The 12,251-nt window shown below is 68.1% G+C and carries 16 protein-coding genes; 5 read left to right on the top strand and 11 right to left on the bottom strand.

What is annotated here, in order from left to right; translation table 11 throughout:
* Positions 1 to 150 precede the first annotated feature (150 nt).
* Positions 151 to 618 (bottom strand): pyridoxamine 5'-phosphate oxidase family protein, encoded by a 468-nt coding sequence (locus ABFX55_RS38905; protein WP_346128189.1) that lies wholly within the window; start codon positions 616 to 618, stop codon positions 151 to 153.
* Positions 615 to 1,016, bottom strand: coding sequence for a nitroreductase/quinone reductase family protein (locus ABFX55_RS38900; RefSeq protein ID WP_346131381.1), 402 nt, complete (start codon positions 1,014 to 1,016; stop codon positions 615 to 617). Before ABFX55_RS38900 ends, ABFX55_RS38905 begins: the two co-directional genes overlap by 4 nt.
* 442 nt (positions 1,017 to 1,458) lie before the next feature.
* Here ABFX55_RS38900 and ABFX55_RS38895 point away from each other — a divergent pair, with 442 nt between their 5' ends.
* Positions 1,459 to 1,947 carry a hypothetical protein gene (locus ABFX55_RS38895; RefSeq protein WP_346128188.1) on the top strand — a complete coding sequence of 163 codons (489 nt, stop codon included), beginning with the start codon at positions 1,459 to 1,461 and terminating at the stop codon, positions 1,945 to 1,947.
* 330 nt (positions 1,948 to 2,277) lie between these two features.
* Here ABFX55_RS38895 and ABFX55_RS38890 read toward each other — a convergent pair whose 3' ends face one another.
* Both ABFX55_RS38890 and ABFX55_RS38885 read right to left on the bottom strand, forming a co-directional pair.
* Positions 2,278 to 2,496, bottom strand: a complete 219-nt coding sequence (locus tag ABFX55_RS38890; RefSeq protein WP_346128186.1) for a hypothetical protein — start codon at positions 2,494 to 2,496, stop codon at positions 2,278 to 2,280.
* A 176-nt stretch (positions 2,497 to 2,672) separates the two neighbouring features.
* Positions 2,673 to 3,167 carry a cupin domain-containing protein gene (locus tag ABFX55_RS38885; protein ID WP_346128185.1) on the bottom strand — a complete coding sequence of 165 codons (495 nt, stop codon included), beginning with the start codon at positions 3,165 to 3,167 and terminating at the stop codon, positions 2,673 to 2,675.
* Between the two features lie 366 nt (positions 3,168 to 3,533).
* On the opposite strand from ABFX55_RS38885, the gene ABFX55_RS38880 reads away from it, so the two are divergent.
* A complete protein-coding gene (locus ABFX55_RS38880) occupies positions 3,534 to 4,193 on the top strand; it encodes a hypothetical protein (protein ID WP_346128183.1) in 660 nt (219 codons plus the stop codon).
* A 69-nt stretch (positions 4,194 to 4,262) separates the two neighbouring features.
* Here ABFX55_RS38880 and ABFX55_RS38875 read toward each other — a convergent pair whose 3' ends face one another.
* From ABFX55_RS38875 to ABFX55_RS38865, 3 genes are all read right to left on the bottom strand, one after another.
* Positions 4,263 to 5,411, bottom strand: coding sequence for an NAD(P)/FAD-dependent oxidoreductase (locus ABFX55_RS38875; RefSeq protein ID WP_346128181.1), 1,149 nt, complete (start codon positions 5,409 to 5,411; stop codon positions 4,263 to 4,265).
* Between the two features lie 67 nt (positions 5,412 to 5,478).
* Positions 5,479 to 6,324: an RNA polymerase sigma factor SigJ gene (sigJ, locus tag ABFX55_RS38870; protein WP_346128180.1), complete on the bottom strand. Its 846-nt coding sequence runs from the start codon at positions 6,322 to 6,324 to the stop codon at positions 5,479 to 5,481.
* A gap of 244 nt (positions 6,325 to 6,568) precedes the next feature.
* Positions 6,569 to 7,450, bottom strand: coding sequence for a sigma-70 family RNA polymerase sigma factor (locus tag ABFX55_RS38865; protein ID WP_346128178.1), 882 nt, complete (start codon positions 7,448 to 7,450; stop codon positions 6,569 to 6,571).
* Between the two features lie 335 nt (positions 7,451 to 7,785).
* Here ABFX55_RS38865 and ABFX55_RS38860 point away from each other — a divergent pair, with 335 nt between their 5' ends.
* Both ABFX55_RS38860 and ABFX55_RS38855 read left to right on the top strand, forming a co-directional pair.
* Positions 7,786 to 8,097: a hypothetical protein gene (locus tag ABFX55_RS38860; protein ID WP_346128177.1), complete on the top strand. Its 312-nt coding sequence runs from the start codon at positions 7,786 to 7,788 to the stop codon at positions 8,095 to 8,097.
* A 36-nt stretch (positions 8,098 to 8,133) separates the two neighbouring features.
* On the top strand, positions 8,134 to 8,766 hold the full coding sequence (locus ABFX55_RS38855; RefSeq protein WP_346128175.1) for a flavodoxin family protein: 633 nt from the start codon (positions 8,134 to 8,136) through the stop codon (positions 8,764 to 8,766).
* A 193-nt stretch (positions 8,767 to 8,959) separates the two neighbouring features.
* Here ABFX55_RS38855 and ABFX55_RS38850 read toward each other — a convergent pair whose 3' ends face one another.
* The gene (locus ABFX55_RS38850) at positions 8,960 to 9,130 is read right to left on the bottom strand and encodes a hypothetical protein (RefSeq protein ID WP_346128173.1); all 171 of its coding nucleotides are present in this window, start codon (positions 9,128 to 9,130) and stop codon (positions 8,960 to 8,962) included.
* A 350-nt stretch (positions 9,131 to 9,480) separates the two neighbouring features.
* Here ABFX55_RS38850 and ABFX55_RS38845 point away from each other — a divergent pair, with 350 nt between their 5' ends.
* Positions 9,481 to 10,488, top strand: coding sequence for a hypothetical protein (locus ABFX55_RS38845; RefSeq protein ID WP_346128171.1), 1,008 nt, complete (start codon positions 9,481 to 9,483; stop codon positions 10,486 to 10,488).
* Positions 10,489 to 10,600: 112 nt separating this feature from the next.
* Here the strand turns inward: ABFX55_RS38845 and ABFX55_RS38840 are convergent, their stop codons facing one another.
* The 3 genes from ABFX55_RS38840 to ABFX55_RS38830 are packed head-to-tail and all read right to left on the bottom strand — an operon-like array spanning position 10,601 to position 12,190.
* On the bottom strand, positions 10,601 to 10,960 hold the full coding sequence (locus ABFX55_RS38840; protein WP_346128169.1) for a DUF1801 domain-containing protein: 360 nt from the start codon (positions 10,958 to 10,960) through the stop codon (positions 10,601 to 10,603).
* 1 nt (position 10,961) lies between these two features.
* Positions 10,962 to 11,507, bottom strand: coding sequence for a dihydrofolate reductase family protein (locus ABFX55_RS38835; RefSeq protein ID WP_346128168.1), 546 nt, complete (start codon positions 11,505 to 11,507; stop codon positions 10,962 to 10,964).
* Between the two features lie 32 nt (positions 11,508 to 11,539).
* The gene (locus ABFX55_RS38830) at positions 11,540 to 12,190 is read right to left on the bottom strand and encodes a DUF998 domain-containing protein (RefSeq protein WP_346128166.1); all 651 of its coding nucleotides are present in this window, start codon (positions 12,188 to 12,190) and stop codon (positions 11,540 to 11,542) included.
* Positions 12,191 to 12,251 lie beyond the last annotated feature (61 nt).

Raw genomic sequence — 12,251 nt, 5'->3', positions numbered from 1 at the left:
GCCGGAGCGGTCGCCAGATGTGAAGGCGGGCTTGGCCACCTGGCGCCGCATGACCGCCGATGGTGTCGCGGCACCAGAATCCCGATCTCCTTGTCACGATCGCTTCCCGGCAGCAGGTGCTGAGCAGGATCGTCGCCCGCCTGCGGTGACCTACTTGTCCTTCTTCCAGATCTGGCTGCGCAGGTCCGTACCCCGGATCACCTGGACCCGCCACGGTTCCAGCCGCAGCACGTGCAGCTTCGGGTCGCCTGGACTGGTCCAGAAGTTGCCCAGGTTGTAGCCCGCCCCTCGGGGGCTGGTCTTGCGATACAGATCCCACACGCGACGCTTGACCTCGATGTCCTCCACCCATTCCGCGACCGTGTCGACGCTCACCGCGTTCTGGCGCGGCGTCCAGTACGAGAACGTGGTGTGCGGATTCCCGGCCAGGTGGGCCGCCTTGACCGGCGTCTTGTAGGTCGCCAGCCAGCCCAGCGGCTCGCCGTCCACGACCTCCCAGACCGGGATGAGCACCCGCGCCCGCGGGCGGCCCTTCTTGTCCACCGTCGTCATGGTCGCGTAGACGATGTCGCCGATGTAGGCCTCGAAAGCGTCCTGGATCTCGCTGAACTCCGTCATGCCGTCTCCTCCAGCACCACCACCGGGATCTCACCCCGTGCCGCGTCCGCGTAACGCTGGTAGACCGGCTCGCGTGCCACCAACGTCTTCCACAACTGCCGCCGCTCCGCGCCCCGGGCCGTGTGCGCCCGCACACGCAACGTCCTTCCGTCCACCCGGACCTCGGCGTCCGGGTTGACCATCAGGTCCCGGTACCAGCCCGGCAGGTGCGGACCCGCCTCCGAGCCCGGCCCGACCAGAACCAGGTGCCCCCGGTCCGCTCCGTAGAAGTGGGTCGTCGTCCTCGGCCGCCCGGTCTTGCGGCCCACCGTCGTGATCACCAGGTCGTCACTCATGGCCGCAGCATCGCCGAGGCGACTCCGGATTTCCTTCGGACGCTCTTCAGACCCGGATGCCACGTCCCGCGAAGTTGCCGTGGTTGCTCGGTGGATGCTCACCGGTGCCTGACACCTCCTCCCGGAAGATACGCGGAATGGATCTTGGCAATTTCACCCAGGTCGGCCGCGCGTTCCGGAAGCCTCCAGGACGCATTCCGCAGCCGTGAACGACGCGGGACCCCACGTCATGCGGCGAGGGCATCGAGGATGCGCTGGTTGCGACCGCACGTTGACCGTCGATGCACTTGGCGTAGACCCGCAGCAGAACATCGACGCCAGGCCTGGCTCGTTCAGCCGCTTTCGGGTCCGCGTTGAGCCCGAGGGAGACGGCCGCGTGCCGAAGGAGGGCAGGGGCGTTTGGGATCACCCAGGAAACCCTCTTTCGCACATACATTCGATCTCCTACTCTGTCGGCCAGACATAGCAGGCGGAACAACCCTGACCGGAGGATCACTTGGGGGTCTTGTACGACTACTACAGGGCGGCCGACAGGCAGTCCGCCATGGCCGAGCCGGACAGGGGCCGTGCCGTTTCCGCGAGCCCCGCTTTCGACGCTGTGGACGCCAAGGGGATTGATCCGGGGATCATCCTGGGGCAGCTCGTCGCCCTCATCAGGGACGTGCCGTACCACTTGGATCTCATCCGGACGATCACCCTCTACCCACCGCCCGAGGGCGGCCCCAAGTCTCTTGAGGAGTGGGAAGCGCTGCCGGAGGACTCGCCGTACAAGGAGGGGCCCTGCATTGAGGAGCTCCCCGCCGACGTACGGGACTCGCTGGCCGGCGTGCCTGACGCCCGGTTGGCCGATCTTGCCGAACGGTGGGGGCAGATCGAAGAGTTCTTCGGCCGCCCTGACGAGGGCTACCTGACGACACTGATAGGAGAGCTGAGAGATCTCGCTCAACGGGCGCAAGTAGAAGACCAGATGGTCTATTGCTGGACGTGCGTATAGACGAGGAACTCGGAAGGCTCGGAGCGGAACGGCTGCTCGGCCAACCGATCACCAGCGTGGCGGGCCGCAGGTCGCGAAAGCGTCTCGCCACCGATGGCCAGATCCACTTGTCATCCGATGGCCATTGACGTTTGCGCCGAGGACAAGCCTCCGGCGAAGGCGCTCCGGGTCCTGGGGATGTTCGTCGCACCAGCTCAAGAGTGGCTGGCGCGGAGGCCTGGTCATCCCGACTGCGAGCGACCCGGGACAAGCCGAGCAGACCAGGGCCATGGGTGCCGGATCTCGTGGCTACATGACCTGTTCACCAGGGCCAGCGGCGGCTCCGACCCCTCATCGGCTGTTTGCCAGCAAAGCCAGGAGGATCAGGCCGATGATCACCAAGCCGACGACATCCAGCGCGGTGAGTCCGTCGTCGCTTCCTGCGTTGCGGCGCCGAGCATCCCAGTCCCGCTTGTTGCTTGCCCGATTCATATCGGCGAGGTTGCGGCTCATCCGGTCCACCTGACCCTGGGTGCGCCTTTCTGAGGCCCTGTAATCGTCGAAGCCCATTGAGTGTTCCCTCTCCCCAGAGTTACTCGGTGCGACAACGATGGCACTCCATGCCATTGCGCGGAAGGGATGAATCCGTAACCCTCCGCCTGCAGCCGACAAGCCAAGCGATTCGTACCGTTGCCGGCTCTGACTTCAGGCGAGTTGACGACCGATGGGATGCAGGAGGCCCATGTTCACGGTGCGACGTACTGGTCGTGCTTGGCATACAGCTCGGTCCATTCCTCGTCGGTGAGCCGACGGCCGGAGGCGACGATTTCGGCGAGCTCCTGGAAGTACGCCTCCCGGGGCGCCCCCGGCGTGAACAGCACCAGCATGGAAGCAGGTGCAGCGGAGTTGTTGCTGAAGGCGTGGACCCCGCCTGGTGGCACGTACAGGAAGTCGCCAGGGGTCGCGTCCAGCCATCGCTCGCCGTTGTACAGCGAGACCGTGCCCTCCAGGACGAAGAACGATTCGGAAATGGTTCTATGAAAGTGGGCGCCGGGGCCGTTCGGTATCGCGGCCATGTCCCAGCGGTAGAGACCGAACTGGCCATCGGTGCTCGCACCGGTCGCCAGATAGCCGACCCGGGACTTGACTCCGATCGTGAGGTCCGGCGGCGCGTCGGCCGACCGGTAGGTCGCGTTGGCGATCCCGTGATCCTTCAAGTATCGCGGCGGCGGGTAGGACATCGTTTCTCACTCCTGGCGGTGGATCGTTCTGAGCGGCATGACCCTACGTGCTGAAGTGGCCCCGTCGGCAGATCCAATTCCTGCCTGTTTGATTGCGCCAAATCCGGCGCGCTCCGGTGCGGCCGCAGTCCAAGATCGAGCGCGCCTGCGCGTTCGCGGCGGCCTTCCGGGACGGATCACGCCCATCGATCTCGGCCAGGGCGCGCCAGGCGGTCGGTGCCGAGGCGACCGGGCCGTGGCGCTGCGCCCCACTCCCCTGCCCTTCAACGCCTCGGGCCCGTCTTCGGAGATCGCGGGGGCCGTGCGCCAGCGCCGATCCCGGTGCGGGATGCTGTCCCCGCTACCGGATCTTGGAGGCGGACGTCCATGAACGAGCGCAGGCACCCGGCCCTCCGTGTGCTGCGAGGTGTGGCGCTGACCCTCGCGGGGTTCGCGCTCCCCACGGCAGGGATGTGGCTCGGCCACCACACCGGCATGTGGGGGCTCGGGGTGACCATGTGCGCACTCGGCGGCGTCTTCCTGGTCGCGGGCCCTGTCCTGCACGCGGCGATCCGGGAGGCGAAGGCGAAGGCCGCGCTCGCGCTGCTGGCGCTGGGCATGCCGCTGTTGCTCCTCTACTGCGGGATGCTGAGAGACGAGCTCGCCTTCGGCGACCTGACCAGGTACGGCACGACCGCCGTCTGCCCAGTCGTGAGCGCGAAGGCTATCGGGGACGAATCGGACGCCACGGGCGCCACGACCTACGACTACAAGCTGGCCTGCCCGGGAGGCGAGATCGAGCTCGTCGACGACGCCTTGACCGCGCCCGGCACGACGAAGGAGGTCCGCTATGACCCGGCGGGCCGCACCTCCGCGGTGATGACCGGCTGGGAGTACTACCACCACACCCAGAAGCTGCCAGTGATGCCCTGGGTCCTTGCGGGGCTGGTGGCGGCGACGGCGCTCTCGTGGGCGCCGGCGATCGTGTCTTCGCGTCCGCGCAGGCAGAGCGGCCCTGGTCCGGTCACTCGACCAGGACCGCCATAGTGGGTGACAGCTTGGATGAGCCATGAAGAGGTCCCACGTGGTGGCGGTCCCGGTTCGCGAACGTGAAGGTCATCGGCCGGCGCGTGACGTGACTGGGGCCGCGCTCGATCGGGCCGAGCCCTTCGGCCACAGGTAGGTGCCGGGGCGGCGCCGTTCCAGCCGGAGCGAGCCGAGGGTGAAGCGGCAGACCTGCTCCTTGACCCAGGCGGCGACCCGCCCGGTGAGGACCAGGCCGAGCGGAGAGTCGTCGTGGCGGACCGTCTGGATCACGCCGTCGCGGCGGCCGAGGCTGATGCACTGGATGAGGTACCTGAACCGGAACGCCGTGGGCGTACGGCCTGCGGCTCTGGCGTTGATGACGTCGGCGGCATGGGCCGCGATCGGCATGCCGACGGCGCACGACATGCGGGAGGCTCCCGCGCCCGGGATCTCGACGGCCGCGGCGTCGCCGATCACGTAGACGTCGGAGTGCGACACCGATCTCAGCGTGTCGTCGACGACGGCTCGGCCGTGTTCGTCGACCGCAAGACCGGACTCGGCGGCCAGCGGCGGCACGGTGAACGATCCCGCCCAGACCACGACGTCGGCCTGGATGTCTCCCTGGTTCGTGAGCAGCCGTCCCGGTTCGACGGCGGCGACCTGGGTGTCGAGGTGCGTGGTGACGCCGAGCCCGGCCAGCGCTCTGGCGACGTGGGCTCTGCCCTTGGCCGAGAGTCCTGCCCCCGGCTCCGTGCCGGTCACGAGGCCGACCCGCCACGAGGGGTAGGTCTCAGCCAGTTCGGCGGCCAGTTCGATGCCGGTCAGCCCGCCGCCGACGACGGTCAGGTCGCCGCTTCCGCCGTGCAGGCGGGCTCGTAGCTCGCCTGCCTTCTCGGGGGTGAGGGCGTGCTCGGCCACGCCGGGCAGGCTCACGTCGGTGCGGCTGCCGAGGGCGTAGACCAGCGTGTCGTAGCCGAACGCGCGCCCGTCGGCCGTGCGGACGAGCTTCGCCTCCAGGTCGAGGCCGCTCACCGTGGCGGTGACCGTGTCGATGCCGGTCCCGCGCGTCAGCTCCGTCAGCGGCACGGTGATGCTCGGCCTGCCTGCGGCGAGTTCGTGCAGCCGGATGCGCTGGCTGAAGTGCCCGTCAGCGCTGATCAGCGTGACGCGATGACTCCGGTCCAGCCGCAGCGCCGCCGTCGTTCCCGCGTATCCCGCTCCGATGACCACGATGTCCATGTCCGTCTCCTCATGGGTGCCTGCAGGGGAGACGACGTGGCGAGGCGAAACGTGAGAGTGATCCGTGTCACACGTGGCGGAGCTTGTGCGGGTTCCTGACGACGTCGATCTCGGTGACGCGCCCGTCGGCCACGGTGAAGGCCATCACGCTGTCCACCCCGCCGTCCGCGCCACGGATCACCACGCCAGGAGCGCCGTTGACCTCGAGGAATTCGGCGGACATGCCGACGTACCAGCGCTCGACCATCCCGAGGAGCAGCCTGGCGACCTTCATGGCGCCGACGACGGGCACGAGCGCCACGGTGACGACGCCACCGCCGTCCGCCCGCCAGACGACCTCGGGGTCGAGGACGGCCACCAGGGCGGGCAGGTCGCCGGTGGTGGCGGCCGCGGCGAACGCCTCGACCACCTTCAGATGCGCCGAACGGTCGGACGTCCGTCGCGGCGCGTAGTCCTGCACCCGCCCGCGAGCCCGGGACGCCAGCTGCCTGACAGCATCGACACTCCTCCCGAGAATCCGCGAGATCTCCTCGTAAGGCAGCGCGAAGACGTCGTGGAGGACGAGCGAGGTGCGTTCGGCGGGAGAGAGCCGCTCCATGACGGCGAGGAGCGCCAGGCTGACCGAATCGTCCATGGCCACCCGCTCGTCCGGCCCGAGCTCCTTGACCACCGGTTCGGGAAGCCATTCGCCGACGTAGGTCTCCCTTCGGGAACGGGCCGAGGTCAGGGAGTCGTAGCAGATCCTGCTCACCACCATGGTCAGGTAGGCGCGCTCGTCGTCGACCTCCCGCACGTCGACCTGCCGCCATCGCAGCCACGTCTCCTGGACGGCGTCATCGGCGTCGACGGTCGTACCGAGGATCCGGTACGCGACACCCCACAGATGGCCACGATGGGCCTCGAACCCCTCCACGGCCCCCGACTCTATGCCCGCCCCCCCGCTCCTGCGCCCCGCGGATTCCGCAGGCAACGCCGGTGCGGAAGCCGCCCGGGATCCCGCCACGTCGAATGCCGCGCCCTGCTCGGCACGCGCCTCCGCCGGCCTGAACATGCGACAGAGGCGCGGACACACGCCTCTGTCGCTGTCTCATGCCCGTTTCCGCGGGTCACACATCAGATCGACGCGGACCACCGACCGTGGGTGGTCGAGGCCACCGTCATGAGTCGAGGACGGCCAGGTCGAGCTCGTGGAGGCGCGCCGGGTCGGCGATCACTTCGTACTCGGCGATCTTCCCGTCCTTGAACTTGAGGGTGAGGGCGAGGACAAGTCGTCCATGCGGAGCCACGACGATTCCCAGGGCTCCGTTCACGAGGGCTGGCTCCGCGAACCGGGCACGCTGCGCGAGGAGAAGCGTCTCCTCCACCACGGCTTCCACACCGCGGATCTCTGTCGGTACGCCCGGTGGCAGCGCGGCAGCGTCCGCCCTGCGCACGACGCCCGGGTCGAGAACCGCGAGAAGCCCGTTGATGTCACGACCGCGTGAGGCGGCCAGGAAGGCCTCGACGACCCGGCGGTGCCAGGCGAGATCGGCGCCGGTCACCGCGGCTGTGCCTTTCACCCTTTGGCGGGCGCGACTGGCGAGCTTCTTGGTCGTGACGGATGACCGTCCCACGATGGGCGCGACCTCGTCGAAGGGTACGGCGAACATGTCGTGCAGCACGAAGGCGATCCGCTCCGCGGGCGACAGCCTTTCCAGCACCACCAGCAGCGCGCGGCCGACCGAGTCGGCCAGCACCGCTTCGTGTTCGGGATCCGTCTGGCGGCCGCTCGTGCTCGGTTCGGGAACATTCCACCCCACGGGTTCGTCGCGTCGCGCCTTCCGGGAGCGAAGCATGTCGAGACACACGTGCGCGACGACCGCCGTCAGCCATCCCGCCAGGTTCTCGACACCGCTGACGTCGGAGCGGTTGAGCCGCAGCCAGGATTCCTGGACAGCGTCCTCGGCGTCGCTCAGTGAGCCGAGCATCCGGTAGGCAACCGCCCGCAAGTGGCCGCGATGGGCCTCGAATTGTTCCGCCAGAAAATCATGCTCGTCCATCGGTCACCTTTCCTCGTCGCATTTCGTCATAGCCGATGGAGTGAGGTAGGGCTCGATGATCGAGCGTGTGGTCGCCTGTGGGCCAAGGCATGTGCCGTGCCTTTGACCTGCAGGGCCACGAGTGTAACCGGTCAAGGTTCACTCGCAGGGCCTGGGTTCGCCAGGCACCGGATGATGGGCGTCCCCTGGCAGTGGCGGACGCCCTTACGGCCCTTCGGCCCCAGCAGAGGCGGGGCGAGAGGCGCAGCGATCCAAGCCGACAGCTGAGCGTTCCTGGCCGCCTTGGCGCCGGCCGAACGACAGAGCCGTCGATGACGAAAAGGAGAAGATCTCAAGTGAGTCTGTTCGTCGTGCGTTCCCGAGTCAGGGAAGACAGTGTGCCCGCGGTCGAGGCCGGCATCGACAAGATGATCTCGGCCCTCACGTACGAGGCCCCTGAGGGCGTTCGGTACGCGTACTGCAAGCTTCCCGACGGTGTGACCTTCATGGCGCTACTGGAGCTCGCGGAAGGGACCGAGAACCCGCTGCCCGGTATCGCGGCCTGCAGGGAATTCCAGGAGAACCTCAGGAACCACTGGATCGATCAGCCCCAAGCCCCGGCCCCCGAGCCACTCGAGGTCGTCGGATCGTTCGGGCTGTTCAAGTAGACGAAGTCAGCAATGCGTAGCTATCAGGAGGATGGCATGTTCGACGAGACTCAGGTGCGGGTCGCGGTGGCCTTTCACAGCGCCTACGGGCACACCGCCCGTCAGGCCGAGGCCGTGGCCGACGGCGCCAGGGAGGTGGAAGGGACGACGGTGGAACTGCTGGCGGTCGACGAGCTCGACGACTCACTGTGGTCGAGCCTTGACGCCGCGGACGCGATCGTGTTCGGCGCCCCTACCTACATGGGCAGCCCGTCGGCGGGTTTCAAGATCTTCGCGGAAGGGACCAGCGCCGTCCTGAAGGACAACCTGCGCTGGAGGGACAAGGTCGCGGCGGGGTTCACCAACAGCAGCTGCATGAGCGGCGACAAGCTCAACACCCTGGTCGACCTGGCGATGTTCGCCGCCCAGCACGGCATGATCTGGGTCGGGCTGGCCCAGTCCGGTGGATGGTCGAGCAGCGGCGGTTCGGTGGAGGACCTCAACCGGCTGGGCAGCTGGCTGGGTGCGATGGCCCAGTCCGACAGCGACGTCGGCCCGGACATCGCGCCGCCTGCCACCGACCTGCGGACGGCGAGCGAACTCGGACGGCGGGTGGCCATCGTCACCCGGGCGTACCGACGCGGCGCCGATCTCGAGCAGCTCTCGGCTCACCAGGCCGTCTCGGCCTGATCCGGCCGTTCGGGAGCGCCGTCTCCGGCGGGACGGCGCTCCCTGGCGACACGCACATGGCATGTTCTCGGCGCTTACCCCTCTTTCGGTCGGGGTGAGGCGTCAACGCCTCCTGCGAGGGTTGGAAACAGCTGTGGAATGGGGGTGAGGCGAATCGCGTCCCCACCCCGATCCGATGGCCTTATTCCGAACCTCAGCCGTTGCTGCAGTAGGTCCCCAGCGTGCCGTCCGAGAACTCCGCCGTCGTTCGAATGCACACGATGACATCGGAGAAGTCCGCCGCGGCGAGTGCGCTGCTCGCACCCGTCAGGGATGCGCCACACACAGCAATTCCGACCACGATCCAGCCGATCATCTTCTTCATGTCCATGTCCTCTCAGAGGGTGCTATTGCATTAGTTGTTTCATTTCAAGGATGGCGTGGGCGACGAATGATTTGTAGATCGACGAGTGGCAGGATGCTGCGGAGGGAAAGGCAGCATCCTGCATTGGGAGGCCGGCCCGGCATCATGTTCTTCCCCCATCAGATCTCCTTGCGCTCTCCGACGAACGGTCCGTCACCGCACACGGCGAATGGGCCATGGACCCGGTGACGCGGCGAGGAAATGGGCTGCGGCCCTCCGCTGAGAGCGGTGAGACTCCGCCTGTCTGCTGCCCGGCTAGTTTGTGCTCCGTGGTCACCAGGCACGCGGGACGGAGCACGCGGGGAGCAGACATGCAGGGCCACGCCATGTCCGTACTCGGCCTGACCTGCGCCGAGGAGGACGTCTACCGCTACTTCCTGCGCCATCCACGCACGCCTGCGCACGAGATCCACGGGGTGTTCTCCTTCGGAGAGGAGAGAGCGACGCGGGCGATCTCGCGCCTGCGAGACCTGGGGCTCCTGCACGGGGACGACGAGAGCACGTGGGCGACGGAGCCCTGTGTGGCCGTGCCACGTCTGGTGGAGGAGCGGTTGGAGGCGATGCACCGGACGATGCGTCAGCTCACCAACCCATGGCCCCTACTGCGGTCGCTGCAGCGCGATCGGCAGGAGCCGCAGCTCTCCGGGACGGCCGGCGGCGCGGGCGCGACGCTCCGCCGGCTGGAAGACCTCCGGGAGGTACGCGCCCACATCGACGAGCTGGCCTTCAGCGTCCAGGAAGAGGTACTGGTGGCCGAGCCCTACGACACGCTGTCGCCGGAGAACATCGCGCACGGGCGGCCCATCGACGTCCGCTGTCTGCGGCGCGGCGTACGCATCCGCAATCTCGTGCGCACGTCCGCCCTGGAGGACCCGGCGACCCTGAGCTACCTGAGGGAACTGCATGACGACGGTGCGCAGATCAGGGTGGCGGACGAACTGTCGGAACTGATGCTGGTCTACGACCGCCACACGGCACTGCTCCCGATCGACCTCCACGACACCGCCAGAGGTGCCCTTCGCATCGAGGAGAGCACGCTGGTGGGCAGCGTCATCAGCCTCTTCGAGAGGCTGTGGGCGGCGGCGACGGACTTCGCCAAGCTGACGGCCCCCGGTGCAGGGCAGATCACCCTGCTCTCCGAGGCGCAGCAGCGGGTGCTCATCTTCATGTGCACCGTGAGCAAGGACGAGGTGGGCGCCCAGCGGGCCGGTATGTCGCTGCGCACCTACCGCCGCCACATAGCGGATCTGCTGCGCATGCTCGACGCCGGCAACCGGGCACAGGCGGCGTTGACGGCCCGCGAGCGGGGCTGGGTGTGACCCCTGCGCCGGAGTTCCTGCTGGCGGACGCCGCCCGCCGGGCCGCAGCGTGGCCGGGTGGAAAAGGCGGAGCCCCGCCCCGGACGCTCCGGGACGGGGCTCGGGGCCTCGGTCAGCTTTCCAGGTCATGGGCCAGGCGCAGCCACGTGGCGAACAGGTCGGGGTCGATGTCGGCCGGAGTGCGGAGCTTGACCGCGGCCATCTGCCGGCCGGCCGGCTCCAGGCGGCCGGAGGGGTCGGAGATCTCCTGGCCCCGCCACAGACCGAACGTCACGTAGGAGGAGTAGGCCTTGAAGTAGGCCACCGGGGTCTTGCCCGGGGCCGGGCCAAGACTCCAGACCGGGTGGCCGTGCCAGACCGCACCCGGCTGAGGAAGCGCGGCGTCGACCATGGTCTGCAGCTTTTCGGCGATCTCGCGCAGGGGCTGGTCGAGGGCGGCGGCGTACGCGGTGACAGTGGTGGGCTTGGTCATCTCAGGCTCCTTGGGCGGGCTGGTAGTGGAGGTTCAGGACACCGGACCTGAAGGTGGTCGAACCGACCAGCTTGAGCGGCAGGCGACCGGTGCTCTCGTCGAACAGCCGGGTTCCGGTGCCGAGCACGATCGGGTGGACCATCAGGTGGAGGTCGTCGATGAGGCCTGCCCGCAGCAGTGCCCTGGTCAGCGTGATGCTGCCGGTGACGCTGATGTTCTTGCCCGGCAGCTTTCTGATCTGCTCCAGTTCGTCGATCACGTCCGCGTTGATCAGGGTGGAGTTGTTCCACTCGGCCGTCTGGAGAGTGGTGGAGACGACCAGCTTGCGGATGTCGTTCAGTTGGTCGGCCATCTCGCCGGTCTGGTGGGGCCAGACCGCGGCGAAGGACTCGTAGGTGGCCCGTCCCAGCAGGAGCGTGTCCGCCTCGGCCTGGATCGCCATGACCGCCGCGCCCATCTCGTCGTTCATGTAGGGGAAGTGCCACGTCTCGGGCGACTCCACGACGCCGTCCAGCGAGACGAACAGCCCGGCAACGATCTTTCTCATGGTTTCTCCTCGGGGATGAAGTGGTGGGTGGTTCAGGCGGACGTGCGCAAGCGGGCGGCGACCAGGGAGATCCAGGCCATCGCGATCATGACCCCGGTGGCGAGCGTCACCGAGCCGGCGTGCCCGCCGGTGATCGCCCAGCCGTCACCCAGGATCAGGGCCACACCGGCCAGGCGGGAGAGGACGGCCATGCCGCGGGCGCCGGTGCGGGTGAAGTACCGGCCGAGGACGAAGCAGGCCGCGGCGAAGGCGATGAACGTGATCGACCCTGCGACCATGTGCATGACGGCGTGCCAGCTCATCGCCGCCGGCGGCCCGGCCGGCGTGCCCACGGGGAAGCCGTCTCCTGGATCCATGACGAAGACGCCCGCTCCGATCATCCCGATGCCGGCGACCCGGGTCAGGCGAGGCACCCAGGTGCCGCCGGTCTTGCCGTACAGGGCCTTGCGGAACCCGAAGGAACCGGTGATGAGCAACGAGCCGACGATCAGGAAGTTGGTGATCTGGATCCACCCGAGCGAGCCTGTGGCGAGCTGGCTGAAGGGGTGGCGGACCAGGTCGAAGCCCTCGCGGGTGAACGCCTGCGTCAGGGCGACCACGGTCCAGACGGGCATGGCGGCCGCCGCGGCGGTGAGGAGCGTGCGGGTGGAGGCGTTGCCGCGGGTGATGGTGGTGGTGGTCATGTTCCCTGTTCCCTTTGTGGTTTTGCCTACGCGTCGTCCGAGCGATGTGACAGGGAACGCA

This window comes from Nonomuraea roseola (assembly GCF_039535395.1).
In the GTDB taxonomy this organism is placed as follows: Bacteria; Actinomycetota; Actinomycetes; order Streptosporangiales; family Streptosporangiaceae; genus Nonomuraea; species Nonomuraea roseola.
Note: the sequence above shows the minus strand (reverse complement) of the source record. Positions and strands in the feature narration are given on the sequence as shown.